Annotated in this window: 24 protein-coding genes and 1 pseudogene; 11 read left to right on the top strand and 14 right to left on the bottom strand. The window is 63.2% G+C overall.

Translation table 11 applies throughout. From position 1 onward, the window contains the following. The first annotated feature begins 47 nt into the window (after nt 1–47). Entirely contained in the window at nt 48–1607 is a 1560-nt protein-coding gene (locus tag NVV77_RS03320) for a VOC family protein (protein WP_295410719.1), read from the top strand. Here the strand turns inward: NVV77_RS03320 and NVV77_RS03315 are convergent. Then, complete coding sequence (locus NVV77_RS03315; protein ID WP_295410716.1) at nt 1583–2653, bottom strand: citrate synthase/methylcitrate synthase; 1071 nt, start codon at nt 2651–2653, stop codon at nt 1583–1585. The genes NVV77_RS03320 and NVV77_RS03315 overlap by 25 nt on opposite strands. Before the next feature lie 84 nt (nt 2654–2737). On the opposite strand from NVV77_RS03315, the gene NVV77_RS03310 reads away from it, so the two are divergent. Beyond that, complete coding sequence (locus NVV77_RS03310) at nt 2738–3868, top strand: citrate synthase (RefSeq protein ID WP_295410714.1); 1131 nt, start codon at nt 2738–2740, stop codon at nt 3866–3868. On the opposite strand, the gene edd is transcribed toward NVV77_RS03310, so the two are convergent. The 4 genes from edd to NVV77_RS03290 form a co-directional block, all read right to left on the bottom strand. Continuing rightward, nucleotides 3861–5675 (bottom strand): phosphogluconate dehydratase, encoded by a 1815-nt coding sequence (gene edd, locus NVV77_RS03305; RefSeq protein ID WP_295410712.1) that lies wholly within the window; start codon nt 5673–5675, stop codon nt 3861–3863. The genes NVV77_RS03310 and edd overlap by 8 nt on opposite strands. Nucleotides 5676–5795: 120 nt before the next feature. Continuing rightward, entirely contained in the window at nt 5796–6491 is a 696-nt protein-coding gene (gene pgl / locus NVV77_RS03300) for a 6-phosphogluconolactonase (protein ID WP_295410709.1), read from the bottom strand. Beyond that, on the bottom strand, nt 6488–7972 hold the full coding sequence (gene zwf / locus NVV77_RS03295; RefSeq protein WP_295410707.1) for a glucose-6-phosphate dehydrogenase: 1485 nt from the start codon (nt 7970–7972) through the stop codon (nt 6488–6490). The genes pgl and zwf overlap by 4 nt, the downstream gene beginning before the upstream one ends. 12 nt (nt 7973–7984) lie before the next feature. Next, nucleotides 7985–8926: a BadF/BadG/BcrA/BcrD ATPase family protein gene (locus tag NVV77_RS03290; protein WP_295410705.1), complete on the bottom strand. Its 942-nt coding sequence runs from the start codon at nt 8924–8926 to the stop codon at nt 7985–7987. Nucleotides 8927–9191: 265 nt separating this feature from the next. On the opposite strand from NVV77_RS03290, the gene cobU reads away from it, so the two are divergent. From cobU to NVV77_RS03275, 3 genes are all read left to right on the top strand, one after another. Next, nucleotides 9192–9716 carry a bifunctional adenosylcobinamide kinase/adenosylcobinamide-phosphate guanylyltransferase gene (gene cobU / locus NVV77_RS03285; RefSeq protein ID WP_295410703.1) on the top strand — a complete coding sequence of 175 codons (525 nt, stop codon included), beginning with the start codon at nt 9192–9194 and terminating at the stop codon, nt 9714–9716. 148 nt (nt 9717–9864) lie between these two features. Then, nucleotides 9865–10761: a cation diffusion facilitator family transporter gene (locus tag NVV77_RS03280; RefSeq protein ID WP_295410701.1), complete on the top strand. Its 897-nt coding sequence runs from the start codon at nt 9865–9867 to the stop codon at nt 10759–10761. 143 nt (nt 10762–10904) lie between these two features. Next, nucleotides 10905–11384, top strand: coding sequence for a hypothetical protein (locus tag NVV77_RS03275; RefSeq protein WP_295410699.1), 480 nt, complete (start codon nt 10905–10907; stop codon nt 11382–11384). Here the strand turns inward: NVV77_RS03275 and NVV77_RS03270 are convergent. Both NVV77_RS03270 and NVV77_RS03265 read right to left on the bottom strand, forming a co-directional pair. Further along, nucleotides 11351–11947: a hypothetical protein gene (locus NVV77_RS03270; RefSeq protein WP_295410696.1), complete on the bottom strand. Its 597-nt coding sequence runs from the start codon at nt 11945–11947 to the stop codon at nt 11351–11353. The genes NVV77_RS03275 and NVV77_RS03270 overlap by 34 nt on opposite strands. A gap of 12 nt (nt 11948–11959) precedes the next feature. Further along, nucleotides 11960–12613, bottom strand: a complete 654-nt coding sequence (locus NVV77_RS03265; protein WP_295410694.1) for a hypothetical protein — start codon at nt 12611–12613, stop codon at nt 11960–11962. A gap of 96 nt (nt 12614–12709) precedes the next feature. Here NVV77_RS03265 and NVV77_RS03260 point away from each other — a divergent pair, with 96 nt between their 5' ends. The 3 genes from NVV77_RS03260 (at nt 12710) to NVV77_RS03250 (ending at nt 13908) form a co-directional block, all read left to right on the top strand. Then, nucleotides 12710–12964, top strand: a complete 255-nt coding sequence (locus NVV77_RS03260) for a DUF2164 domain-containing protein (protein WP_295410692.1) — start codon at nt 12710–12712, stop codon at nt 12962–12964. A gap of 64 nt (nt 12965–13028) precedes the next feature. After that, the gene (locus NVV77_RS03255; RefSeq protein ID WP_295410690.1) at nt 13029–13469 is read left to right on the top strand and encodes a hypothetical protein; all 441 of its coding nucleotides are present in this window, start codon (nt 13029–13031) and stop codon (nt 13467–13469) included. An 82-nt stretch (nt 13470–13551) separates the two neighbouring features. Next, on the top strand, nt 13552–13908 hold the full coding sequence (locus NVV77_RS03250) for a DMT family protein (protein WP_295410689.1): 357 nt from the start codon (nt 13552–13554) through the stop codon (nt 13906–13908). A 19-nt stretch (nt 13909–13927) separates the two neighbouring features. Here NVV77_RS03250 and aztD read toward each other — a convergent pair whose 3' ends face one another. Both aztD and NVV77_RS03240 read right to left on the bottom strand, forming a co-directional pair. Beyond that, a complete protein-coding gene (gene aztD, locus NVV77_RS03245; RefSeq protein WP_295410687.1) occupies nt 13928–15112 on the bottom strand; it encodes a zinc metallochaperone AztD in 1185 nt (394 codons plus the stop codon). 185 nt (nt 15113–15297) lie between these two features. Further along, nucleotides 15298–16198, bottom strand: a pseudogene (locus NVV77_RS03240) (zinc ABC transporter substrate-binding protein). A gap of 170 nt (nt 16199–16368) precedes the next feature. Here NVV77_RS03240 and NVV77_RS03235 point away from each other — a divergent pair. The 3 genes from NVV77_RS03235 to NVV77_RS03225 are packed head-to-tail and all read left to right on the top strand — an operon-like array spanning nt 16369 to nt 18404. After that, nucleotides 16369–17190, top strand: coding sequence for an ATP-binding cassette domain-containing protein (locus NVV77_RS03235; RefSeq protein ID WP_295410685.1), 822 nt, complete (start codon nt 16369–16371; stop codon nt 17188–17190). Continuing rightward, nucleotides 17180–17998: a metal ABC transporter permease gene (locus NVV77_RS03230; RefSeq protein ID WP_295410683.1), complete on the top strand. Its 819-nt coding sequence runs from the start codon at nt 17180–17182 to the stop codon at nt 17996–17998. Before NVV77_RS03235 ends, NVV77_RS03230 begins: the two co-directional genes overlap by 11 nt. Continuing rightward, nucleotides 17988–18404 (top strand): Fur family transcriptional regulator, encoded by a 417-nt coding sequence (locus tag NVV77_RS03225; RefSeq protein WP_295410682.1) that lies wholly within the window; start codon nt 17988–17990, stop codon nt 18402–18404. Before NVV77_RS03230 ends, NVV77_RS03225 begins: the two co-directional genes overlap by 11 nt. A 1-nt stretch (nt 18405) precedes the next feature. Here the strand turns inward: NVV77_RS03225 and rsmD are convergent, their stop codons facing one another. From rsmD to ileS, 5 genes are all read right to left on the bottom strand, one after another. Beyond that, nucleotides 18406–18969, bottom strand: a complete 564-nt coding sequence (gene rsmD / locus NVV77_RS03220; protein ID WP_295410680.1) for a 16S rRNA (guanine(966)-N(2))-methyltransferase RsmD — start codon at nt 18967–18969, stop codon at nt 18406–18408. Nucleotides 18970–18972: 3 nt separating this feature from the next. Beyond that, nucleotides 18973–20859: a pseudouridine synthase gene (locus tag NVV77_RS03215; RefSeq protein WP_295410678.1), complete on the bottom strand. Its 1887-nt coding sequence runs from the start codon at nt 20857–20859 to the stop codon at nt 18973–18975. Between the two features lie 111 nt (nt 20860–20970). Further along, nucleotides 20971–21672: a hypothetical protein gene (locus tag NVV77_RS03210; protein WP_295410676.1), complete on the bottom strand. Its 702-nt coding sequence runs from the start codon at nt 21670–21672 to the stop codon at nt 20971–20973. An 85-nt stretch (nt 21673–21757) separates the two neighbouring features. Continuing rightward, entirely contained in the window at nt 21758–22324 is a 567-nt protein-coding gene (lspA, locus tag NVV77_RS03205) for a signal peptidase II (RefSeq protein ID WP_295410674.1), read from the bottom strand. A 4-nt stretch (nt 22325–22328) separates the two neighbouring features. Beyond that, on the bottom strand, nt 22329–25280 hold the full coding sequence (gene ileS, locus NVV77_RS03200; RefSeq protein WP_295410672.1) for an isoleucine--tRNA ligase: 2952 nt from the start codon (nt 25278–25280) through the stop codon (nt 22329–22331). Nucleotides 25281–25344 lie beyond the last annotated feature (64 nt).

The raw sequence follows: 25344 nt of genomic DNA, 5'->3' as shown, positions 1-25344 counted from the left end.
TTAAGGGTGGGGGTATCGGCAGGCACCAGACCAAGAGAGAGCGCCCCATGACCTCCGGCATCCACCACGTCACCCTCATCACCGGAGACGTGCAGGCCAATGTCGATTTCTATGTCGGCTTCCTCGGCCTCCGCTTGGTCAAGCGCACCGGCGGCTATGAAGACGCCCGCCAGCTGCATCTCTTCTACGGCGATTACGCCGCCAGTCCCGGCTCGCTCATCACTTTCCTCGTCTGGCAGGGCGGCTCATCGGGCCAGGCCGGTGCCGGCCAGGTCAGCGAACTCTCCCTCGCCATTCCCCAGGGCTCGATCGGCTATTGGCTCGAGCGCGCCCTGACCCATCAGGTCAAGGTCGAGGGCACAGCGCAGGAATTCGGCGAAACCGTCCTCCGCCTGCGTGATCCCGATGGCGTCGTCATAAAACTCGTCAGCGCCAATCTGCCCGCGCTGACCATGCCCGAAACCGACATTCCCGCCGAACACGCGATCCGCCGCATTCGGGGCGTCACTCTGCTCTCAGAAGTGCAGGAAGAAACCACCGCCTTCCTCACCCGCAATTTCGGCTTCCGCACCGGCCCCGTCGAAGGCCCGATCCAACGCCTCGTCTCCGATGTGGGTGACGTCCTCGACATCCGCGACGCCGCCGGCTTCTGGCCCGGCGCTCCGGGCACTGGCACAGCCGACCATGTCGCCGTTCGCGCCAAGGATGAGGCAGAAGTTGAGGCCGTCGAGCGCGAGTTGCGAAAACTCAATTCGAGCATGACCAATCTCCACGACCGACAATATTTCACCTCGCTCTATGTGCGCGAGCCCGGGAATGTTCTGATCGAGATGGCCAGCGACGGTCCCGGCTTCACGCTCGACGAGACGCTGGAAAAGCTCGGCCACACCCTGTTCATGCCGCCCGACACGCCCGATCCCGAGGCGGTAAAAGTCATGCTGCCCCAGTTTGGCCTCCCCGGCGAAGAGCGCGTCGTCTATCGCGACCTCATCTACAAGCACCGCTTCTTTACGCCCGAAAATCCGGATGGCACGACCATCGCCCTTCTCCACGGCACCGGCGGCAACGAAACCGACCTGATGCCGCTGGCACACCGCGCCGCGCCAAACGCGACGCTGCTCGGCATGCGCGGCCGCAGCACCGAAAGCGGCGTGCAGCGCTGGTTCCGCAGCTTTGGCCCGTCGATCTTCGACCAGAAGGACATCCGTTTCGAATCCGGCGCCCTTGAAGCCTTCTTCGGCGAGGTAAACACCGCCTATAGGCCAGACCCGGAAAAGCTCGCCGCCCTCGGCTATTCCAACGGCGCCAATCTCCTCGCCGCCGCCTTGCTCCTGCATCCAGGCTTCGTCCGCCGCGCCGTGCTCATCCGCCCGGCCATGGTGCTCGACGAAGTCCCGCAGACCGATCTCAGCGGCACCAGCGTCCTCATCCTCCTCGGCGAAACCGACGCCTTCCGTGGTCAGGGCGAAAAGCTCGCCGAAGCCATGCGCGCCAATGGCGCAACGGTATCTGTCCGCGTGCTCGCTGCCGGCCACGGGCTCGGCGCAGAGGATGCGCCGAGTATTGCCGAATGGCTCCGGGATCAGGCGGCCTTGGGCCCCACATAGCGCGATTGCGGGCGGATCAGCCGCCCGTTCGCCACCTGCTCATGCGCATGGGCCAGCCAGCCGCCGACGCGGCCCGCGGCAAAAACGCCGGTAAAGGCATCGCGAGGAAAGCCCAGCGCTTCGAGCAGCAAGGCGGTGAAGAATTCCACATTGGTATCGAGCGCCCGGTCCGGCTTCCTGAGCCGCAGCAGCGCCAGCGCCTCGCGCTCCACCGCCTCGGCGAGCTTTATCCGCTCCGCATCCATATCGCCTGCCGCACCCAATCGCGTCAGCGCGCCCTTCAGCGCATCGGCCCGCGGATCGCGCACGCGATAGATGCGATGCCCAAAGCCCATCAACCGCTCGCCGCGCGCCAGTTCGCCCGTCAGCCAGGAACTGGCCCGTTCAGGCGTTCCCACCGCATCGAGCATATCGAGCACCGGCCCCGGCGCGCCTCCATGCAGGGGGCCCTTCAGCGCCCCCAGCGCCGCGAGCGCGGCCGAAGTATAGCCGGCCCGCGTCGAAGCCACGACCCGCGCGGCGAAGGTGGACGCATTGAGCCCATGATCGCTCACGGTCACGAGATAGGTATCGAGCGCATCAACCTCCGCCTTGCTCGGCGCCTTGCCCTTGAGCATGGCCAGCATATCCGCGGCATGACCCAGCGCCGGATCCGGCGCAATCGCCGCCTGCCCCGCCTTACGCCGCACCAAAGCCGGCACGAACACCGCCGGGGCCGCCACCAGCAGCAGCGCGGTATCGGCATCCTCGCCATCGGGCAGCCGCGCCATCAGCGCCCGCAGCCCCTCGGTGATTGATAGCGCCAGAATGGCCTCGTCGAGCCAGGCAACTTCGGCAAAGGCGCGCAGCCGCGCCATGCCCAGCCGGGTTTTGAGCGCCGCGCCACGCGGCAGCACTTCGCCCGCAAGCAGCGCCAAAACCTCCTCATAGGACTTTGACCCGGCCAGTTCGTCGAGCCGGTATCCGCAGATCACCAGCCGGCCGTTGGCGCCGTCGACTTCCGACAGCGTGGTTTCAGCGGCAATGACATCATCCAGTCCAGACATGTTGCGTCTCCTTCGTCTTTACCGCTAGATTGGCCACATCAAGATTGACGTCAATCTTGATGCAATTGATCAATGTGAGATGCCATGAGCTGGATATCCGCGGAAGCCGCCCTTGCCCTTCTCGGCACCAAGCCGCAGACGCTCTATGCCAATGTCAGCCGCGGCCGCATCGCCGCCCGTCCCGATCCGGAAGACCCGCGCCGCAGCCTTTATCGGCAGGACGATGTCGAACGCCTCGCCGCCCGCCAGAAAGGCCGCCGCCCGGCGACGACAGTGGCCGCCGAAAGCATCGCCTGGGGCGAGCCGGTTCTCTCCACCGCCATTTCCACGGTTGCCAACGGCCACTTCTACATCCGGGGCCAGGACGCCGCGGAGCTTGCCAAGACGGCGACGCTCGAAGACATGGCAAAACTGCTCTGGAGCACATCCGCTCCGGTCGATTTCGGCACCATGACCACAACGGGCGCCGATACCGGCCTCATCGCCGCCTATCGGCAAGTGGCGGAACTCGCTGCCACCCAGATGCCGCCCTCGGGACGGGCGCGCAGTGTCCTCATCAAGGATTCTACGCTTGTCGTGTCCCTCGTCGCCTCCGCCATTACCGGCGCGCGAACCGGCCCGGTCCACGAGCGCTTAGCCGCCCAGTGGCAGCGCCCCGAGGCCGCCAACGCCCTGCGCTGCGCCCTCGTCCTCTTGGCCGAGCATGAATTGAATGCTTCCACATTTGCAGCCCGCGTCACCGCATCCACCGGCGCCCCACTGGCCGCCGCCGTGCTCGCTGGCCTTGCCGCCCTGTCCGGACCGCTCCACGGCACAGCCAGCCTCAGCATGGGCGCCCTTGTGCGCGACGCAAAGCGCTACGGCGTCGAAACCGCCATCTCCAGCCTATTGCGACAGGGCCGCCCCCTGCCCTGTTTCGGGCACCGGCTTTATCCCGACCACGACGTGCGCGCCCCGGCCCTGATGGCGACCTTCGCCGTTCCCGCGCTCTTTGCTGAATTGGCCGAAACCGGCGAAAGGCTCAGCGGCGAAAAGCCGAATATCGACTTCGCCCTCTCCGCCCTCGTCGCTGCGCATGACCTGCCCGACGATGCGCCGCTGCAGATTTTTGCCCTGGCGCGCTGCGTCGGCTGGCTCGCCCATGCGCTGGAGCAAATTGAAACGGGCGCGCTGATCAGGCCGCGCGCCCGCTATGTCGGCGACCTGCCTAGTTAAAAACGCTCGCCCCGCGATCGGCGACACCCACCAGGCTACGGAACCCAGCAAAGAGTTCGCGGCCCATGCCGTAGTGCGAGGGACGTAGGTCTTCGCTGGCCGGAGTGCGCGAGAAGAACTCCTTCTCGTCGCCAAGGAAGGTCAACGTGCCTTCATTGGCATCGAGCCGGATCATGTCGCCATCGCGGATCTTGCTGATGGGGCCGCCATCATTGGCTTCCGGCGTCATATGGATCGCCGCCGGCACTTTTCCGGAAGCACCCGACATGCGGCCATCGGTGAGAAGCGCCACCTTGAAACCGCGATCCTGCATGATGCCGAGCGACGGCGTCAGCTTGTGCAGTTCCGGCATGCCGATGGCCTTGGGGCCGGAGAAACGCACCACGGCAATGAAATCGCCGGTCAGTTCGCCCGCCTTGAACGCCGCCTGCAGCCCATCCTGGCTATGGAAAACGCGCGCCGGCGCTTCCACCACGCGATGCTCAGGCTTCACCGCCGACACTTTGATCACGGAGCGGCCGAGATTGCCGGTGAGCAGTTTTAGCCCGCCCGTCGTCTGGAACGGCGTCTTGGTACTGGTCAGCACTTTCGGCAGCGCGCTTTCGGCGGGAGCCGGTTCAAACGCCAGCTTGTCTTCGATCAGCTTGGCTTCAACCGTGTAATTATGCAGCCCATTGCCCCAGACGGTTTTCACATCGTCATGCAGATAACCGTCATCGAGCAGTTCGCGCATGAGGAAGCCCATGCCGCCGGCCGCGTGGAAATGGTTCACGTCGGCTACGCCATTGGGATAGACGCGAGCGAGGAGCGGGGTCGCATCGCTGAGGTCGCTCATATCGTCCCAGGTCACCTGCAGGCCGGCAGCGGCGGCCATGGCGATCAGGTGCATGGTGTGGTTGGTCGAGCCGCCCGTGGCATGAAGGCCGACGAGACCATTCACGAAGGCCTTCTCGTCCATGATGTGGCCGATGGGCGTATAGTCATTGCCCTGCGCGGTCAGCGACAGCGCGCGCTTGGTCGCCTCGCGGGTCAGCGCATCGCGCAGCGGCGTACCGGGATTGACGAAGCTGGCGCCCGGCAGGTGGAGGCCCATGATTTCCATGAGCATCTGGTTCGAATTGGCGGTGCCGTAAAACGTGCACGTACCGGCCGAGTGATAGGACTTGCTTTCGGCTTCGAGGAGTTCGGCGCGACCAACCTTGCCCTCGGCATAGAGCTGGCGGATCTTGCTCTTCTCGTCGTTCGGCAGGCCCGAGGGCATGGGCCCGGCGGGAATGAACACGGCAGGCAGGTGGCCAAAGCTCAGCGCACCGATGACCAGACCGGGCACGATCTTGTCGCAGATACCAAGATAGACGGCCGCGTCGAACATGTTGTGCGAGAGCGCAATGGCCGTCGCCATGGCGATCACATCGCGCGAGAACAGGCTCAGGTCCATGCCCGGCATGCCCTGGGTCACGCCATCGCACATGGCCGGTACACCACCCGCCACCTGGGCCGTAGCACCGATTTCGCGCGCCGCCTGTTTGATGATGTCGGGATAGAACTGATAGGGCTGATGGGCGCTCAGCATGTCGTTGTAGCTGGTGACGATGCCGAGATTGAGCGTCTTGTTGCCGGCGAGCGCCGCCTTTTCCGAAGGCGTACAGGCGGCAAAGCCATGGGCGAGATTGCCACAGGAGAGCGTCGATCGATAAACGCCGGCTTCGCGCGCGGCGTCGAGGCGATTGAGATAGTCGCGGCGCGTGTCGCGGCTGCGGGCCGCAATGCGGTCGGTCACGTCCTGGATTGCCTGGCGGACGGTCATGGTTCTACGCTCCTATAGGGCAAGGGCGCGCCAAAGGGGGCCGCTGGCGCGGTATTCCTTGCAACGATGACTGGTGCGTTCAACGGCCAGGGCGGTCGATTGGGGACCGCCCCAGGGGTTTTACGGACACCAGTAAACAGCTAGCGGCGCATCCGAGCGCAGCACGGCGCGAATGGGCATGTCCTCGACGGGACCATCGCCCAGCGCCTTGTCCAGCACCGCGGCTTTTTCGTCGCCTTCGATGTGGAGATAGAGGCCGTCGGTCTCGATCAGACGCGGCAGCGTAAAGGTAATGCGTGGCTCGCCCGCGCCTGGGGCGCGAATGGCAAGGGTCGGGCCCTGCGCTGTCAGAGCCTCCTCGAGCGTGTCGCCGCCCGGAAAGAAGCTCGCCGTATGCCCGTCATTACCCATGCCGAGGATCACGGCCGCAAAGGGTTTTGGCAGCGTCGAGACCAGCGCATTGGTCTTGGCTACCTGTTCCGCGGTGGGTTCGTCGCCACCCGAATAGAGCGGGAAGAAACGCGCCACGGCCGCGGGACCCTGCAGCATCTTCTCGTTGACCAGCAGAGCATTGGAGCGGTCGCTGGTCTCATCGACCCAGCGCTCGTCGACGAGGGTGACGATGACCTTGGTCCAGTCGATATCCCGCATCTTGCCGAGCGCCATGAAGAATTTTCCGGGCGTCGAACCGCCGCTTACCGCAATGGCAGCCTCGCCGCGCTCCGCAATGGCATGGCGGATGCGGTCGGCAATGGCTTCGGCCAGTTCCTTGGCGAGAGTCGGCTTGTCGGCAAAGCTGCGGCGGTCGATGCTCACGAGAGGGGGCCCTCATACCAGGAGCGGCCATCGCGCTCGATCAGGGCCACGGCGCCGCTTGGGCCCCAGGTGCCGGCGGTATAGCTCTGCGGCGGTTCGCTCGAACGGTCCCAGGCTTCACGGATCGGGTCGACCCACATCCAGGCCGCTTCCAGTTCGTCGCGACGCATGAACAGCGTCTGGCTGCCGCGCACCACGTCCATCAGCAGGCGCTCATAGGCCTCCGGCGTACGTTCGTTGAAAGCCTGGGCAAAGGAGAGGTTCAGCGCCACTTCGCGCAGGCGCATGCCGCCCGGACCCGGATCCTTGTTCATCAGCATGAGCTTGACGCCCTCGTCGGGCTGCAGGCGGATGATGAGCTTGTTGGGCCGCGGCGCGCCTTCGGCATGGTCGAAGATCGAGTGCGGAATAGGCTTGAACTGGATGCAGATTTCCGAGACGCGCTCGGCCATGCGCTTGCCGGTGCGCAGGTAGAACGGCACGCCGGACCAGCGCCAGTTTTCGATTTCGGCCTTCAGCGCCACAAAAGTCTCGGTGCGGCTGCCCTTCTTGTCCTCGGGCAGTTCATCCTGATAGCCGGCGACCGATACGGTTTCCGACTTCACGCCGCGATACTGGCCGCGCACGGTGTTCTTGGCCACGTCGCCATTGGTGATGCGGCGCAGGGCCCGCAGGACCTTGAGCTTTTCGTCGCGCAGCGCATTGGCGTCGTCGCTGGCGGGCGGCTCCATGGCCACAAGGCACAGGAGCTGCAGCATGTGGTTCTGGATCATGTCGCGCAGAGCGCCGGATTCGTCATAGTAGCCGCGCGTGCCGGCGCCGACGCTTTCAGCGACGGTCAGCTGCACGTGGTCGATATGGGCCGAGTTCCAGACTGGCTCGAACAGCGTATTGGCAAAGCGCAGCGCCAAGAGGTTCTGCACCGTCTCTTTGCCGAGATAGTGGTCAATGCGGTAGACCTGATCTTCCTGGAAGATTTTCGACACGCCGTCATTGATCGCGATGGACGATTCGAGATCGTGGCCGAGCGGCTTTTCGATCACGACGCGGGCATCACGGCGATAGAGCTTCTTGGCATCGAGATATTCGGCGATGGGCTCGAAGAGATCGGGCGCCACGGCAAGATAGAAGGCGCGGACAATCGCGGGATCATCGCGCAGCGCCGCGCCGAGATCGCCCGATTCCTCAGGCTTGCTGGCATCGACCGGCACATAGGTGAATATCTTGATGAAGCGGTCGATCACCGCCTGGTCCTGATATTCCCTCTCGACGAACTGCTGGATGGCCTCGCGCGCCGTCTTCTGGAAATCGGCCTCGGTGAGTTTCGAGCGCGACGCGCCGATGATGCGGCTGTTCTCGTCGAACTGGCCGTCCTTGAAACGGTGGTAGAGCGCCGGAATGAGCTTACGCTTGGTCAGGTCGCCGGTGGCGCCGAACACCACATAGTCGAAAGCGGGAACAGGAATGATGCGGCTGGACACGAGGCGTAGTCCCTAGTTTGAGGCGAAGTTTTGCTTGGCGAGAATAACAGCGCCATGCAGGGGTTCGAATTGCGGCAGGGCGACAAAATTGCCGTAGCGCTCGGTCAGCCGCGGGAAGAGCCGCTGGCCGAGACCGCCGACAATGGCCATCACCTCGGCGCCGTGGCTTTTGAACCAGCGCACATAGGTGTCGATATAGCCCATCTGCACGTCGAGCAATTTGAGCGCAACTGGGTCGTTCTGCTCGAGATAGTCGAACCAGAGCGGCATCAGCTTGCCATATTCGCCCGGCGCCCGGCCGATCAGCGCGTCGTCGCACCCTTCGGATCCATCGTCGCTCAAGAGCTTCAGGTCCATGGCCGTCGCAAACGACCATGTCATGATGCCCTGATTGTCGCCGCCGAGCGCATTGGCCACCGCCTTGGTCAGGGGCGAACCTTCGGCAAGGCCATCTTCGGCCTCGACCGTGTAACGTGCCAGTTCCCGACCAAGGATAGCGCCCGACATCTGGTCGCCGATGTGAAAGCCCCAGCCGCCGGCTTGATAGCGCGTACCATTAACGATCGACATGGCCGCCGAACCGGTGCCGATGATGACAACGCCACCCTCGCCGCCACCCAGCGCGCCGGCATGGGCGATGTCGATATCGTCATAGACTTTTGCGCCCGCAAAGGGCCAGGGCCGCGCGGCAAACTCCGCGCGGGCCGTGTCCATGCGGCCGCCCGCCATGCCGAAGCAGGCATAGGTATTGGCGGTTTCGGCGAAATCGACACCGGCCGCCTTGAACACATCGCGCGTGCCGTCGCTGATCGCCTTATAGGCGGGATCGCCGGCATCAATCTGCAGATTGGAACGGCCGTTCTTCACTTCGGCCAGCGTCACCAGATTCTCGTCGGCCAAACGCACGCGGCAATTGGTGCCACCGCCGTCGACGCCAAGATAATATCGGGGCACGCAGTCTCTCCATAAGGGGGATGGGCTACGGGAATCGCCGGATTGGACCTTGCCCTACCCGACGCAGAGCCACACCCTAAGGTGTCGTTTCGGCGCGGACCATAATGCGAAAGAAGCTAAGACGAAAGTAGCATATCGGACAAAATCGACCAGCCAAGGCCAGGTTTCGCATGGCAGGTTCACGCAAATGCGCTTGAGGCTGGAACGCCTTGGCCTGCCGATGGGTTTTATCGCCACAGCGACGGCTTTCGGAGGATGAAAATCCATGCGCCACGCACTGGTTCTGGGCGGCGCGCGCTCAGGCAAGACCGCCTTTGGCGAACGGCTCGCCCTCCATTCGGGCAAGAGACCCCTTTATCTGGCCATGACCAAGGCTCTGGACGGCGACATGCGCGAGCGCGTCGAGAGCCACCGCACCGGCCGGACCGGCCGTTTTGCCACCCGTGAAGAGCCACTTCTGCTCTCCCGTGCGCTTATCGAAGCCGGCCAGGAACACGATGCCGTACTCGTCGATTGCCTGTCGCTCTGGATCACCAACCTCTTGATGGCCAACGAAGACGTCGCCACCGCGGTCGGCGAGCTTTGCGCTACGCTGATGGAATTCCGCGAGGCCAAGGTGATCCTCATCAGCCACGAGGTCGGCCTCGGCATCGAGCCCGAAAATGCCATGACCCGCACATTTCGCGATCTCGCCGGCTCCGCCCACCAACGCCTGGCCGAAGTGTGCGACGACGTCTATTTCGTCGCCGCCGGCCTGCCACTGACCATGAAGGGCGCGGCGCCGACTTAAGGCGCCCAGCGGAAGAGTCTGCGCAATCAAGGGCTTGCCCGGGCGCGGCTTAGATACAAATGCTTCTGAAAATCACTCGCAAATACAACGACTTGCGAGACTCCACCATTACCGCTATGGCGGGTGGCAATCCATTGCGGAGCTCCCCATGGCCATCACCGACCGCACACTCGCCATTGCCGTGGCCAGTCTGGGCATAGGCCTTGCCGTGCTGGGCCTGAAATTTCTCGCCTGGTATCTGACAGGCTCGATCGCGCTTTATTCCGATGCGCTCGAATCGATCGTCAATGTGGTGACATCCATCGCCGCGCTGATCGCCGTGCGGCTGGCGCAGCGCCCTGCCGATGCCGCGCTGCAATATGGCTATCACAAGGCCGAATATTTCTCGGCCGTGCTTGTCGGCGTCATGATCATCGTCGCCGCCATCCTGATCCTGCGCGAAGCCTATTTCGGCTTCATTGCCCCCGAACTGCCCGAGGCCGGCGTCCAGGGTATTGCCGTCAGCGTCGTCGCAACCATCATCAATCTGGTCTGGGCCGTGGTCCTGCGGCGCCATAGCCGCCGCGTCCGCTCGCCTGCCCTTGAGGCCGATGCCAAGCACCTGATGACCGACGTGGTTTCAACGTTTGGCGTTCTGGTCGGCCTTGCGCTTGTCTACGCCACCGGCCTTGCCATTCTCGACTCGGTGCTCGCGGCGCTCGTCGCGCTCAACATCCTCTGGTCCGGTTGGGCCGTGATCCGCGAAAGCGTCGGCGGCCTGATGGACGTCGCCCTGCCCCCGGAAACGCAGAAAACCATCCGCGAGGTGATCTCGCAGAATGCCGATGGCGCCATCGAGGCCCACGACATTCGCACCCGCCAGGCCGGCAAGCTGACCTTTATCGACTTTCACCTCGTCGTTCCCGGCGCCATGACCGTCGAAGCCGCCCACACCATCTGCGATTGCATCGAAGCGAAACTGCGCGAGGCCGTGAAGGACGTGCAGATCACCATCCATGTCGAGCCGGAAAACAAGGCCAAGCATGCCGGGATCGTGGTGGTTTAGCGACGATCGCCTTGCCCGGTTTCTAGTCCCCGGATGTCACCCCGACCTTCGCCGGAGGGACAATCGCGTTTTGGGGAAGCGGCGGCAAACGATTGGGTCGTTGCCCCCTTGCCGCTCGCTCGCGACGCAGTCAGAATCGCGCCATGCGCTTCGTTCTCGCCGCTATCGCCGCCCTTGCCCTCGCCATGCCAGCCATGGCCCAGGCCATCTGGGGCTATTATGAAAACGCGCGCTACGCCTATGGCATCGACATCCCGCCCGGTTTCGAAGGCCAAGGCGAAAGCACCAATGGTGATGGCCAGGTGTTCCTCTTCGATGGCCGCGTTGCGCGCCTGACGGTCTGGGGCGGCTATTTCGTCACCGAGCCGGATTTTGAATCCGAGGCCCATGCCCGCCTGGCCGAAGACACCGGCGCCGGCTGGGGCCTCACCGCGCAGTCAACCACACCCACCTGGGCCATCTGGTCGGCGACCAAATCTGGCCGCGTGCTGCACCAGCGCATGATCGCGCTTTGCGATGGCCAGAGCTATGCCGCGCTCCGGCTCGACTATGCTCAGTCAGACCGGCCAAAACTCGATCCTCTGGTCGATCAGCTGACCGCCTCGCTGGTCGCGATCTGCTGAGCACAGTGCTCTGCATGGGCGATGATGCGCCGTGCGACTTCCTCCGGCGGCAGGTCGGTGGTTTCAAGATCGATCCGGTGAGGATGGTCTACAGCCAATAGCGGCCGCATCTTGCGCACATGGGCGGCGCCCGCCTCATCGGTCATTTTCAGCCGCTCTTCGCGCTCGGCCGAAGGGATGCGGACGGCATGGGCGGCCGCCGAGGCCGACAGAAATACCGGCACGAAAACACTGCCCCGCCGCGCCGCGGTCGCTACCACTTCGTCATAAATCAGACGATCCAGCGGATCGTCCCCCATCAGGGCGTTGGTGAGCACGAAACTCGCCTCGGCCGAAGCGATCTCGGCCATTGCGGTCAGCGCCTGGCGTCGGATGGTCATGATCAGGTCCCAGGCGCCGTCAGGGATCTTTGTCCTTCCGTCCTCGCGGATCAGCGAAAAGATGACGTTATTGGCCAGGTGATTGTCGAACAGCCGCGCACCGGTCGTCGCGGCAATCCGCTTGGCGACCGTGAGCTTGCCCACGCCATAGTGGCCGATAAGATAGATGATCGTGTTGTGCATGCCGTTCCCGCCTCAATAGTCCGGTTGCGGAAGTTCCTCAGGCCATGGATAGCCCAAGTTGATCGATTGCACGCGCACATCGAGCGTTTCCAGCAGCGGCTCTGACGACGGCACCGTCACTTCGCCGGAGACGGGCGTCACATCCACGTCCTCAGAATAGTCGTCCGTCGGCGCAAAGCGGAACCAAAAGCCGCAGCCAGCCTCGGGATTGGCCAGCGCCCCCGTTTCGAACACGGCACCGCCACCATAGTCCCACCAGAAACCGCCAATGGTGAAAGGCTCACCATTGATGGCCTCCACTTCCTTGACGCTCATGCCGATCTTGATGCCGGTCGGGGTTTCCTGACTTGGCGCCAATTCGAGAGAACTGAGATATTCGAGCTTTTCCTCGTCCCACCAGCTGAACTGCATGACGCGGTCGGGTTCGTTGGGAAAGACAGTCGTCGCCATGAACTCGATGCCTTCAACACCATAGACCATGCCCGTCTCGACATTGTCCTCGCCAAAGGTTTCCCGCACCAGCGTATCCGAACTCTTCGGCCCGAAAACGCCATCGCAGGTCACAGCGACTGGCGCGGCCGGCGCTGTTTTCGCCTTGTCCTTGGCCACGGCGGGCACGGCAACAAGAGCAAGGCTCAGGGCAAGCAGCGAAATGCGGGCGATCATGAAAATGTCCTCCTCAAGCTGCGGCATTCTGGCCGAGCTTGCGCGTGCCGACAATTGGCGACTCGCGCTATGAACCGGTGCTGAAGGAGTTTTTCCATGAAACCGATCAAGTTCGACCGTGAAGAGACCAAGGCCATTGTCGGCGAGATTCAGGACTATTTTCGCCTGGAGCTGGATCAGTCCATCGGTGCCATTCCGGCCGAAATGCTGATGCAGTTCTTCGCCGACAAGATGGGCGCCTATTACTATAATCGCGGCCTCTATGACGCGCAGGCGTTGATCCGCAAGCAGGTGGAAAGCCTCTCCGACGAGATCTTTGCGCTGGAGCAACCCACCAAGCATCTGCGCTAGGGGCGTGCTTGACGGCGTGGCCGGCCAAACCCTACTCAGATAATCAGCTTATCTGGGGCCGGCCATGCTCTATCCCTATGCGGTCATCATCCACCTTCTATGCGCCACCGCCTTTATCGGCGTGGTGTTCTTCGAGGTCTTTATTCTCGAAGGCATGCGCCCTCATCTGGGCCATGCCACCATGGAGGCGGTCGAAACCAGCCTCGTGCGCCGCGCCCGCCAGATCATGCCATGGGTCGTGGGGACGCTGTTCCTCAGCGGCTTCTACCTAGGCTACGAGCAGTTTTCGTCCTCGGGCCTTCACTGGAACAATTCCTTCTCGGTGCTCCTGGCCATCAAGATTACGCTGGCCCTCAGCGTCCTCGTCCACTTCATCACTGCCATGCGGGCGGCCTCAACCGGCTGCATGACCTCCGAGCGGTTCCGGCTCACCCATATCAGCGTCTTCATCCACATGGTGCTGATCGTGATTCTCGCCAAATCCATGTTCTATTTCGCCTGGTAGCTAAGCGAAATTCTTGGGGCCTGGCACGCCGCGGCAATGCTATGAGGAGCCCCGGAATCATCTGCTCTTGCTGGAGGAAGCCTTGGGCTTCAACTTTGCCACGCTGGCACCGATCGGCCTGCTGATCGCGTCCAATGTCTTCATGACCTTTGCCTGGTATGGGCATCTCAAGTTCCCGAGCGCCACGCTCTGGACCGTCGTGCTCATCAGCTGGGGCATTGCCTTCTTCGAATACTGGCTCGCCGTCCCCGCCAATCGCATCGGCTATGGCGTCTATTCGGGCGCCGAGCTCAAGACCATTCAGGAGGTCATTTCCCTCTCGGTCTTCGTGCTCTTTGCCGTCTTCTATTTGGGCGAAAAGTTCACCTGGAACCATGGCATCGGCTTCGCGCTCATCGCACTCGGCGCCTTCTTCATCTTCAAGGGGCCGCTAAAGTAGCGGCCCCTCCTGCTTGGGATCAGTGCTGGCTGCCCGAGCCACCGACGGCGACGATATTGTAGGGCGCGCCGTCGACCGCGATTTCACCCGCGAGGGCAAAATCAGTCACGTCCACCATATGCACCACACCCTTCAGCGGATCGGTCACCGCAACCTTGTCGCCCGCCACCGCAATGCGCGGCCGCGGCAGGCTCCATTCGCCATCCATGGAATAGGGCTCGGTCACCTTGACCGATTGCACCAGTTCCCCACTCACCACATCGAGTTGCCGCAAAAAGCCGTCCTCGGTGAAAATGTAGGCAAATTTCGGCCGCACAGAATCGGCGACGAAATGCACGCGCCGCGTCGGCAGGTCGACGAGACGATAGGGCGCGGCCTCGGCAGGATCGATGATCACCACCTTGTCGGCTCCATAATTGCCGAGGAAATACTGCATCCCCTTGCCGCCGATGAGCGTCGTGGTCTTGCCCTCCGGCAGGCCGGCATAGTCGAGCTTGGTCACCTGCGGTTCGCCTGAGCCTGAAACAATCAGCACGCCATCGCCGCAACCAACGATAAGCAGATTGCCCGAGGCAGCCTCGCCATGAAGATCGGGGCAGGCATGGGTCTCACCCACCAGATTGCCCGCCGCGTCGATCACATTGAGCCCGATCCGTGGCTTCTTCTCGTCTTCGGCATTGGCCGTCGAAACCAGCGTGAAATCACCCCACGGCACGGCAAGCCCGTGATGCGGCGTGCCGCTGTCGAGCTGGGTGGCTGTGATCTTGCCCTCATCCGCCCATTCATGCGGGCTGAAGAGATCGACCTTGCCCGACCCGTCAAAGAACAGCGCGACCTTGCCATCATGCTGGACAAAATGCGCCGGCTTTTCGCCTTCGAGTACGGCGTCGACCAGGGTCGGTTCGGAAACCTCGATATCGCCGTGATCGCCATGATCATCCACGGCAATGCCCGAGCGAATGGCCGAAACCTGATTGCCCGCGCCCTGCACGGCAAACACCGCCTCGCCCGATTCACTGGCAACGAGCGAAGCCGGACTTTTCAGGGCAAAACTGCCCAGGACATCGCCGCTGACTGCATCGAGGGCAGTCACCTTACCCTCGGCATGATCACTGACGAACAGCCGCCACGCAGTGACATCATCGGCCATGGCCGGCACAGTCAGCGCCGTGGCAAGAAGAAGAGACGTAAGGATATGACGCATAGATGCTCCGATATGTTAGAACGTTACGTTGAAAGGCGAAAATTTGGGCGAGCAAAGGCATTCCCCGTCAAAGGGCAGCGTCCATTCCGGGTCGCTATCAGGCCTTCAAGCCCACCGCGTTATTCCCGCGAAAGCGGGAATCTCTGTTTTGGCGTTGGGAGCTTCCCGCTTTCGCGGGAACCGTCCTACCCCAGGCAGTCCACCAGCCCCGCCGCGATACCCCGCAGCAGATCACCATAAAGCCCGGGCCCTTCCGCCAGCGCACTTCCCTCAGGATCAAGCACCCCGGCCTTGGCCTCGGTGCCCTCCACGATCGTGCTGACAATCGCCGGCTCGAAATTGGGCTCGGCAAACACGCATGTGGCGCCCAGCTCGCTCACCTTCTTGCGCAGTTCATCGACCCGCGCCGCGCCCGGCATGGCCTCAGGCGAAACGGTGATCGTCCCCGCCACTTCAAGCCCAAAGCGGCTCTCGAAGTACTGGTAGGCATCGTGGAAGACGATGAAGGGCTTGTCCTTGACCCCGTCCAGCGTCCGCGAAATCTCGTTTTCGAGCGCACCCAGCGCTTCGATTTCGACTTCGGCATTGGCCTGATAGGTCGCCTCGTTCTCTGGGTCAGCCGCGCTTAGCACCTGGGCAATGTTCGCCACCATCAGCTTGGCATTTTCCGGATCGAGCCAGAAATGCATGTCGCCTTCTTCGTGTTCATGCGCGTGGTCTCCGCCATGATCGTCATGGCTGTGCCCTTCGTGAGCATGATCCTCATCGCCATGCGAATGCGCCTCGAATGCCCCGCCCTCGCGCATGGGCAGCAGCTCAATCCCCCTCCGATTCCGCCAGCTCCACCGTCTGCGCCTTGGTCGACAGCGTCTCCAGCGCATCGGCAAGGAACAGTTCCATGCCATGCCCGGTCCAGAACACGATATCGGCATTTTCGAGCGCCGAGGCATCGGAAGGCCGCAGCGAATAGGTGTGTGGCGAGGCCGCGCCCTTGACGATCAGGCTGGGTTCGCCCACCCCGGCCATCACAGCCGAAACCAGTGAATGCACAGGCTTTGTCGAGGCCACCACATTGGGCGCCGCCATGGCCGTGCCGGTCAGCAAAAGGCCTGCGAGTGTGGCAAAGGGGATCAGCCGGTTCATGAAGGCACCTCTTGTCTGCTCCATATCGCGAACGATATGTTATGTTATTACGCTTGCGGCAGTGTTATGCTATAACGTAAATGACAGCGTCAAGTGCACTTGTGGAAACATTCATGGACATGCGCATGAAGGGCGAAACGCTCATCACGCTCACCAATGCCGGGGTTCGCAGTGGCGGCCGCGTCCTCGTCGAGGGCGTGGACCTCTCCATCGCGCGCGGCGAAATCGTCACGCTCATCGGCCCCAATGGCTCGGGAAAATCGACCACCGCCAAAATGGCGACGGGTGTCCTGAAGCCCTCGACCGGTACGGTATCGAGAAAACCCGGCCTCAAGATCGGCTATGTGCCGCAAAAGCTCAGCATCGACTGGACGCTCCCGCTGACGGTCGAGCGCCTGATGAACCTGACCGGCCGGTTCTCCCGCCCTGAGATCGAAGCTGCCCTCGCCGCCGTCGGTGCCGGTCGCCTGCTTCACGCCGCCGTGCAGGAGCTTTCTGGCGGCGAATTCCAGCGCGTGCTCTTTGCCCGCGCCATGATCCGCAAGCCCGATCTCCTTGTCCTCGATGAGCCGGTGCAGGGCGTCGATTTCTCCGGCGAAGTGGCGCTTTACGAGCTGGTCCGCAGCATCCGCGACACCACCCAGGCCGGCATCCTGATGATCAGCCACGATCTCCACGTCGTCATGGCCGAAACCGATACTGTCATCTGCCTCAACGGCCACGTCTGCTGCCGCGGCACCCCCGCCGCCGTCAAGCGCAGCCCGGAATACCTCGCCCTGTTCGGCGCCCGCGCCGCCGACACGCTCGCCATCTACGAGCATCATCACGATCACGAACACCACGACGACGGCTGCCTCGTCGGCAAGCATGGCGAGCACGAGCACCCGCACGGGCATGTGCATCACGATCACTCGGAGCACGACCATGCTCGGTGATTTCTTCTCCCGCGCCCTTGTCGCCGGCATCGGCCTCGCCGCCGTCACCGGCCCGCTGGGCTGTTTCGTCGTCTGGCGCCGCATGGCCTATTTTGGCGACACCATGGCCCATTCGGCCCTGCTCGGCGTCGCCATCTCGATCCTGCTCTCGATCAACATGACCCTTGGCGTCTTCGCCGTCGCCGCCCTCGTCGCCGGTGCGCTGCTCCTCCTACAACGCCAGAACACGCTCTCCACCGACGCCCTCCTCGGCATCCTCAGCCACTCCTCCCTCGCCGTCGGCCTCGTGCTTGTGGGCTTTCTCACGCAGGTCCGCATCGACCTCATGGGCTTCCTCTTCGGCGACATCCTCGCCGTCTCGATGGAGGATATTTACATCATCTATGGCGGCGGCATCGCCATCCTCGCGATCCTCGCGCTCAACTGGCGCCCGCTTCTCGCCGCCACGGTCAGCCCCGAGCTCGCCGAAGCCGAAGGGCTGAAGCCGGAGGTCAGCCGCATCCTCCTCATGCTGCTCATGGCCTCGGTCATTGCCATTGCCATGAAGCTCGTCGGCGTCCTCCTCATCACCTCGCTCCTGATCATTCCCGCCGCCACCGCCCGCCGCCTCAGCGCCACGCCTGAAATCATGGCGCTGGTGGCAGCAGTTCTTGGTGCCGCATCCGTCATCGCTGGCTTGTACGGCTCGCTCACCTGGGATACCGCTTCAGGACCGTCCATTGTCGTCGCGGCGCTGCTGATCTTCCTCGTCTCGCTCACGGTACCGACCGCAAGATTGTTCGGCAGGAGAGAAAGCCATGGCGCATAGTCACGACATTCCGACGGACCTCACCCGCAATCAGGAACTCGTGCTAGGCACGCTGACGGCCTCGATGGGCCCGCTCAGCGCCTATGACATTTTGGACAAGCTGCGTGGCGATGGCCTGCGCGCGCCACTGCAGGTCTATCGCGCGCTCGACAAGCTCGTGGACCGGGGCCTCGCCCATCGGCTTGAATCGCTCAACGCCTTCGTCGCCTGCGCCGACATGCATTGCCATCGCAAGGGCCTCATCGCCTTCGCCATCTGCGAAAGCTGCGGCAAGGTTGATGAATTCGCCGATGAAGTGATCGAAGAGCGGCTGGGCTCATGGGCCCGCACGGGCGGCTTCAAGGTGGAACGCACCACTATGGAAATCCGCGGCCGCTGCGCGGATTGCCTCAAAAAGGCGGCCTGAACTAGGCCGCCTCTCCAAACGTCAGAAACCGCACCGCTGCAGCGCCATATTCGCGCTCGTCATCGAGCGTAAAGCCTTCTGGCACCGTCACCGGCACATCGACGCTCTCTTCCCAGACCAGCGTCGCGCCGGGTTTCAGCCAGCCATTGCCGGCCAATTCAGCCAGCGCCTTCTCGCCAAGACCCTGCCCATAGGGCGGATCAAGAAAAACAAGATCGAACTGCCCGAACGTGCCCGGCGTCCCCAGCCCCGTCGCGTCACGACGCAGCAGCTTGGTAATCCCCGCCACGCCAAAAGCCTGGATGTGATCGCGGATCAGCCCGCGCGATTCCGCACCGACATCGACAAAGGTGACATGGGACGCACCGCGCGACAGGGCTTCGAGCCCCAGCGCCCCGGTGCCGGCAAAAAGGTCAAGCACCCGCTTGCCCTCCAGCACCGGCCCGAGCCGTGACCCCAATATATTGAACATGCTCTCGCGCACGCGGTCTGCCGTCGGGCGAATGGAATCGTCCGACGGCGAATTGAGCTGCTTGCCGCGAAACTTACCGGCGACAATCCGCATGGCTTAGCCGCGCGGCTTGCGCGGGCCGGAAGGACGACCACCGCCGCTCGGCTTGCCACCAAATGGCTTGCCGCCCTCTGGGCGTCCGCCGGGGCGACCACCCGTCGGGCGCGCGCCGCCGGGACGTCCGCCTTCGGGCCGACCGCCGGGGCGGCCTCCTTCGGGTCGGCCACCGGGGCGACCACCCTGCGGGCGGCCCTGACCCGGGCGATCATCGCGGCGCTGTGGCCGGCTATCGTCAAAAGCACGCTGCGGACGATCCGAGCGGGGGCCACGCGAGGGCTTGTCGCCGAACGGACGCGAGGGACGGTCGCCGCGGTCCGGGCGATCACCGAAGCTACGGCCGGGCTTGTCACCAAACGAACGTGCCGGGCGCTCGCCGCCACGGGCCGGACGATCGCCAAAGCTGCGGCCCGGCTTGTCGCCAAACGGGCGTGCGGGACGTTCGCCACCACCACGAGATGGACGGTCACCAAAACCACGACCCGGCTTGTCTCCGAACGGACGATCACCACCGCGCGCCGGACGATCGCCGAAGCTACGCGCTGGCTTGTCACCAAAGCCGCGCTGCGGGCGCTCGCCACCACCGCGACGGTCATCATCGCGACGCGGCGGACGATCGTTAAAGCTGCGGGCTGGACGCTCATCGCCATCCGGACGACGGCTGCGCTGCGGCCGGTCACCGAACGATTTGTCACCATAGGGCTTGCGATCGCGCTCGCCGTAAGGCTTCTTGTCCCCATACGGCTTCTTATCCCCGTAAGGCTTCTTGTCGCCAAACGATTTGCGGTCACCCGCCGGGCGATCGGCACGATCCGGCCGCGGCGCCCGGATCGGCGGACGGCCATAATTGCTCGCCGGCTGGTCGTCAGCGTCAACGCGCGCACGCGCCGGACGGCCCGGACCCTTGGGTTCATATTCTTCCGGCGCGCGGCCATCGTCGTCAAAATGAATGCGGCGCGGCCGCACCGGACGATCATCGTCGCGGAACGAGCGGCGGTCATCGGACCCACCGCGAGAATCAAAGCGCCCGCCACCGGCCGGGGCACCGCGGGGCGAGCGGCCACGCGGCGATTCGCTGCTGGGCCGTGGGGGCGGGAACAGACCTTCGGGCATATCGCTGTCGAAATCGACATTGGCCGCCTCGGCCAGCTTCTTGCCAAGCTGGTCCTTGAGCATCTTGGCCTTCACCACCTCGATCTGACCTTCCTTGAGGTCGCCGAGCTGGAACGGACCATAGGAAACGCGGATCAGGCGGTTCACTTCAAGACCCAGCGCCCCGAGCACATTCTTGACTTCGCGGTTCTTGCCTTCGCGCAGACCCACGACGATCCAGACATTGTGCCCCTGCTCGCGTTCGAGCGTGGCTTCGATGGGGCCATAATTGATACCCTCGACGGTGATGCCGTCCTTGAGCGCGTCGAGCTGCGCCTGGGTCACAAAACCATAGGCCCGCACGCGATAGCGGCGCAGCCAGCCGGTAGACGGCAATTCAAGCACGCGCTTGAGCCCACCATCATTGGTGAGGAGCAACAGGCCCTCGGTATTGATATCGAGACGGCCCACGGTAACGACGCGCGGCAGGCCCTGCTCTTCGAGAGCCTCAAAAATCGTCGGGCGACCCTCCGGGTCCTTCTCGGTCACCACCAGCCCGGCGGGCTTGTGGTAGAGCCAGATGCGGGTACCCTGGCGCTCGGCCAGCGGCTGTCCGTCTACCGTGATCTTGTCGCGGCTCGTGACGTTGAAGGCCGGGGTAATGACCTTCTTGCCATTGACCATGACGCGGCCGGCGGCAATCCAGCCTTCGGCATCGCGGCGGGAGCAGAGGCCGGCGCGGGCCATGACCTTGGCGAGACGATCAGCGGTTTCGGGTTTTGGTGTGTCGCTCATGCGAACAGGACTTCCATGTCATGCGGGACCCATTTTGGGCGGCGCGGAGAAAGCGAAAGGCGGCCGGATCATCCGGCCGCCAAACAGGGGTCAGCTCCAGTAGATCTGGTACTACTGGTTGGTAACTTCGTTCGTGGTCAGCTTGGCGCTGGCGCCACCGCTCAGCATCGTGCTGCTCGGACCTTGCGCTCGCAGAGCACGGCGCACTTCCTCTGGGCAACGCGCATCGCTGAGCGGAACGAGCTCGCCGCTGGCGGCCCGGCAAACGAGATCAGCACTACCCACGCGGGTAAAATATTCATCCGGCGGCAGATAGAGCGGCCGGCCAGCGGTTCCCGTCACCTGCATGCCTGCTGCGCTCATGCGAGCGGTCAGGGCGCGGGCTTCTTCCGGCGTCAGCGGACGGCCGGAAAGCGAACGCAGGTCAACGACCTTGGCATTGCGCAGGCGCTGGATATCGGCCTCGCTAAGATTGGAGGTATCGATCTGCACGGTATTGCTGTCAGCCGGCAGCTGCGCCGCAGCGACCTGCGTGCTCGGTGCCGGCAGGTTGTTGCCCGATCGCGGCAGCACCAGCGGAGCGCGGGCCGCGGTCAAATCTTCCTTAGGTGCTTCGCCAGGGATAAGACCAACACCGCGCGCGGTCGTGTTCAACACGTCGCGTTCAAAGGTGCCGAAATCGGTCAGCGCATTGGTGCCTTCGACCGTGGTGCAGGCGCCCAGGGCCAAAGTCGCCGCCAAGGCCAGCCCTGCCAGCACTGCACGCGCCGCGGCCGAAATACGGCCATTGTGGCCGGTCAATCCAATACGCATGAAACGTCCCTTACGATAATGGCGGCGCTTATAGCGCATTTGAGGCCCTAAGGCCAGATTCGGGCAGCACAATGGTGCGCGAGCCTCAATCGGCCGGCTTTGGCTTGCTTTTCCCGAAGCCAACAAGGTCGATCAGCAACAGGATCACCCCCAGCGTGATCGCCATATCGGCGATGTTGAAGATGTAGAATGACCAGCTTCCCCAATGAAAATGGAAGAAGTCGGCGACTGCGCCAAAAATCAGCCGGTCGAGCGCATTGGAGAGCGCTCCGCCTATGGCAAAGGCCAGACCCAGCCGCACCAGCGGCGCATCGGCTCGCCACCACCAGACCGAAAGCCCGATGATCGCCACCATCATGATCGCGCCCAAGGTCCACACCGGCAGGCCATCGAGCAGGCCGTACGAAATCCCGGTATTCCAAACGAGCACATAGTCGAAGAACGAGGTCACCGGCACGATTTCGCCACCCCGCCAGCCGGTCATCGAGAACGGGACGTAGTTGGTGAAGATCTCGACGCAGTTCGCCTGCCCGATGCCATAGCATTCGGCCGCGATATGATAGCCCTTTTGCGCGCGGTCGAGCCCAAAGGCGAGCACGGCCGCGACAAGCGAGGTGTAAATGGCGGGCGAAGCTGCCCTCGTGACGGCCACCGGGTTAGAGCCCGGCCGCCGCACGCTCACGCAGCGCCTGAGCGTCGCGCAAGGTCACGTCCGGATATTCGGGATCGGATCCGACTTCGGGCAGCACCTTCCACGAACGGGCGCAGCGCCTGCCTTCGGCCAGAGCCGGCTCCACGGAAACACCCGGCACATCGTCAAGCTTGAACGCTTCGGCCGGGCCTTCGCCCTGCGACACGGCAATCGCCGAGGTGATGGCGATCTCGGCCAGGTCCTGCCCTTCGAGCGCCTCGATATAGCGCGCGTCCGAGACGAACACCTTCGGCGCCGCTTCCAGCGACGAACCGATGCGCTTTTCGCGACGCTCGATTTCGAGCGCCCCGGTCACCACGCGACGCACGCCGCGGATGAGCTGCCACTTGTCGGCGAGATCGTCATCAAGCCATTCCGCCGGAATGTCCGGGAAGAGCCGCAGATGGACCGACTCGTTCTCGCCCGGATGCCGTTCCAGCCAGCACTCTTCCATGGTGAAGACCAGGATCGGCGCCAGCCAGGCGGTCAGCGCGTTGAACAGATGGTCGAGCACGGTCAGCGCAGAACGGCGTTTTGCCGACGAGATCGGATCGCAATAGAGCGTGTCCTTGCGGATGTCGAAGTAGAACGCCGAAAGCTCGATGTTCATGAAGTTCGACAAGAGCGAGACGACCTTGCGGTAGTCATATTCCTTGTAGGCCGAGCGCACGCCGGCATCGAGCTGCGCCAGACGGTGCAGCATCAGACGCTCAAGCTCGGGCATGTCGCGGAAATCAACGACATCGTCAGCCTTGAAGTGGGCAAGATTGCCCAGCAGCCAGCGCAGCGTATTGCGCAGTTTTCGGTACGCATCCACCGTCGTCTGGATGATTTCCTTGCCGAGGCGCAGGTCTTCCGAATAGTCCGACGAAGCCACCCAAAGGCGCAGGATATCGGCGCCGTACTGCTTGATGATGTCCTGCGGGGCAACGGTATTGCCGAGCGACTTGCTCATCTTCTTGCCTTCGCCATCCATGGTAAAGCCATGGGTGAGAACGCTGTCATAGGGCGCGTAGCCATTGGTCGCGCAGCTTTCGAGCAGCGACGAATGGAACCAGCCGCGATGCTGATCCGAGCCTTCGAGATACATCGAGGCCGGGAATTTCAGGTGCGGCCACTTCTGCTTGTTGCGCAGCACAAAGGCGTGGGTCGAACCGGAATCGAACCAGACGTCGAGAACGTCTGTCACCATCTCGTAGTCAGCGGCCTTGTGGCCCTCCCCGAGATAGCGCTCCGCAGCACCGGCCTTGTACCAGGCGTCGGCACCCTCTTCCTCAAAGCTCTGGGCAATGCGGTGATTGACCAGCTCATCGCGAAGGATTTCGCCGCTTTCCTTGTGCACGAAAACCGTGATCGGCACGCCCCAGGCGCGCTGACGGCTCAGCACCCAATCGGGACGGTCCGCAATCATGGCGCGCAACCGGTTCTGGCCGGCAGCGGGGTAGAACTTTGTCGCATCGATCGCGTTGAGCGCGCGGTGACGCAGCGTATCGCCCTCCACACCCTCGATGGCCTTGTCCATATAGACAAACCATTGCGGCGTGTTGCGATAGATCACCGGCTTCTTGGAGCGCCAGGAATGCGGATACTGATGCTTCACGCGGCCACGGGCGATGATATTGCCGTGCTCGGCGAGAGCGGCGATAACGCGATTGTTCGCATCGCCCTTCTTGCCATTGTCGTCGATGACGCGCGCGCCATCAAAACCGGGCGCTTCGGACGTGTAGAAGCCGTCGTCGCCCACAACATAGGGGATGGACGGATCGATGCCGCGATCCTGCAGCAGGCGCGTTGAATCCATCCAGATTCCAAAGTCATCGAGACCATGGCCCGGGGCTGTGTGCACGAAGCCGGTACCGGCATCGTCGGTGACATGTTCACCGTCGAGCAGCGGCACGTCAAAGTTGTAGCCATCGGCAAGGCCGCGCAGCGGATGCTCGGCCAGCGCACCGGCGAGCATTTCCGAACTGACGGGGAAGACCTTTTCGTACGCTTCGACCTTGGCCTTCTTCATCACGTCTTCAGCCAAGTTGTCCGCGACGATGTACTGGTCTCCAACCGCCGCCCAATTCCCATCGGGGGCCGCGGTCACGCGGTAAAGGCTGTAAGCGATCTTGCTGGAAAACGAGATGGCCCGGTTAGCCGGGATGGTCCAGGGGGTGGTCGTCCAGATCACCACGCTCGGCCGAACAAGCTTGCTTCCCTCAGCCGGCTCGACCCCACCAAACCGGCTGACCGGGAATTTCACCCAGATCGTGTCGCTCTCATAATCGGCATATTCGATTTCAGCTTCGGCCAGCGCCGTGCGCTCGACCACCGACCACATCACGGGCTTGGAGCCGCGATAAAGCTGCCCAGACATGGACACCTTCATCAGCTCGCGCGCGATCTGCGCTTCGGCGTCAAAGCTCATGGTGAGATAGGGATTGTCCCATTCGCCGAGGATGCCCAGGCGCTTGAATTCCTCGCGCTGGATATCGACCCAGCTTTCGGCAAAGGCGCGGCATTCCTGGCGGAATTCGACCACCGGAACCTCATTCTTGTCCTTGCCCTTGGCGCGGTACTGCTCTTCGATCTTCCATTCGATGGGCAGGCCGTGACAATCCCAGCCGGGGATATAGGCAGCGTTGTGGCCAAGCATCTGCATGGACCGGCTCACCAGGTCCTTCAGCGTCTTGTTCAGCGCATGGCCGATATGGATATTGCCATTGGCATAGGGCGGGCCGTCATGCAGCGTAAACAGCGGCCGATCCTTGGCCTGCTCGCGCTGACGCTCGTAAATATCCATGTCCTGCCAGCGCTTGAGCCAGATCGGCTCGCGGTCGGGCAGGCCCGCGCGCATCGGAAACTCGGTTTCGGGCAGGAAGAGCGTGGCCGAATAGTCTTTTTCGGTCGCGCTTGCAGCGGTATCGGTCATGGAACGGCAATCGGTTTTGGAAGATTGGGCCGCCTTTTAGCAAGTGAGGACAAAGGGGGCAAAG

Source organism: Devosia sp., assembly GCF_024707125.1.
Lineage (GTDB): Bacteria > Pseudomonadota > Alphaproteobacteria > Rhizobiales > Devosiaceae > Devosia.
This window is presented reverse-complemented; position numbering and strand designations above follow the sequence as displayed.

Excerpts from the sequence above, each read along its gene's own strand:
- NVV77_RS03320 (WP_295410719.1), top strand. The coding sequence starts at position 48 with ATGACCTCCGGCATCCACCACGTCACCCTCATCACCGGAGACGTGCAG.
- NVV77_RS03315 (WP_295410716.1), bottom strand. The coding sequence starts at position 2,653 with ATGTCTGGACTGGATGATGTCATTGCCGCTGAAACCACGCTGTCGGAA.
- NVV77_RS03310 (WP_295410714.1), top strand. The coding sequence starts at position 2,738 with ATGAGCTGGATATCCGCGGAAGCCGCCCTTGCCCTTCTCGGCACCAAG.
- edd (WP_295410712.1), bottom strand. The coding sequence starts at position 5,675 with ATGACCGTCCGCCAGGCAATCCAGGACGTGACCGACCGCATTGCGGCC.
- cobU (WP_295410703.1), top strand. The coding sequence starts at position 9,192 with ATGCGCCACGCACTGGTTCTGGGCGGCGCGCGCTCAGGCAAGACCGCC.
- NVV77_RS03280 (WP_295410701.1), top strand. The coding sequence starts at position 9,865 with ATGGCCATCACCGACCGCACACTCGCCATTGCCGTGGCCAGTCTGGGC.
- NVV77_RS03275 (WP_295410699.1), top strand. The coding sequence starts at position 10,905 with ATGCGCTTCGTTCTCGCCGCTATCGCCGCCCTTGCCCTCGCCATGCCA.
- NVV77_RS03270 (WP_295410696.1), bottom strand. The coding sequence starts at position 11,947 with ATGCACAACACGATCATCTATCTTATCGGCCACTATGGCGTGGGCAAG.
- NVV77_RS03265 (WP_295410694.1), bottom strand. The coding sequence starts at position 12,613 with ATGATCGCCCGCATTTCGCTGCTTGCCCTGAGCCTTGCTCTTGTTGCC.
- NVV77_RS03260 (WP_295410692.1), top strand. The coding sequence starts at position 12,710 with ATGAAACCGATCAAGTTCGACCGTGAAGAGACCAAGGCCATTGTCGGC.
- NVV77_RS03255 (WP_295410690.1), top strand. The coding sequence starts at position 13,029 with ATGCTCTATCCCTATGCGGTCATCATCCACCTTCTATGCGCCACCGCC.
- aztD (WP_295410687.1), bottom strand. The coding sequence starts at position 15,112 with ATGCGTCATATCCTTACGTCTCTTCTTCTTGCCACGGCGCTGACTGTG.
- NVV77_RS03235 (WP_295410685.1), top strand. The coding sequence starts at position 16,369 with ATGGACATGCGCATGAAGGGCGAAACGCTCATCACGCTCACCAATGCC.
- NVV77_RS03230 (WP_295410683.1), top strand. The coding sequence starts at position 17,180 with ATGCTCGGTGATTTCTTCTCCCGCGCCCTTGTCGCCGGCATCGGCCTC.
- NVV77_RS03225 (WP_295410682.1), top strand. The coding sequence starts at position 17,988 with ATGGCGCATAGTCACGACATTCCGACGGACCTCACCCGCAATCAGGAA.
- rsmD (WP_295410680.1), bottom strand. The coding sequence starts at position 18,969 with ATGCGGATTGTCGCCGGTAAGTTTCGCGGCAAGCAGCTCAATTCGCCG.
- NVV77_RS03215 (WP_295410678.1), bottom strand. The coding sequence starts at position 20,859 with ATGAGCGACACACCAAAACCCGAAACCGCTGATCGTCTCGCCAAGGTC.
- NVV77_RS03210 (WP_295410676.1), bottom strand. The coding sequence starts at position 21,672 with ATGCGTATTGGATTGACCGGCCACAATGGCCGTATTTCGGCCGCGGCG.
- ileS (WP_295410672.1), bottom strand. The coding sequence starts at position 25,280 with ATGACCGATACCGCTGCAAGCGCGACCGAAAAAGACTATTCGGCCACG.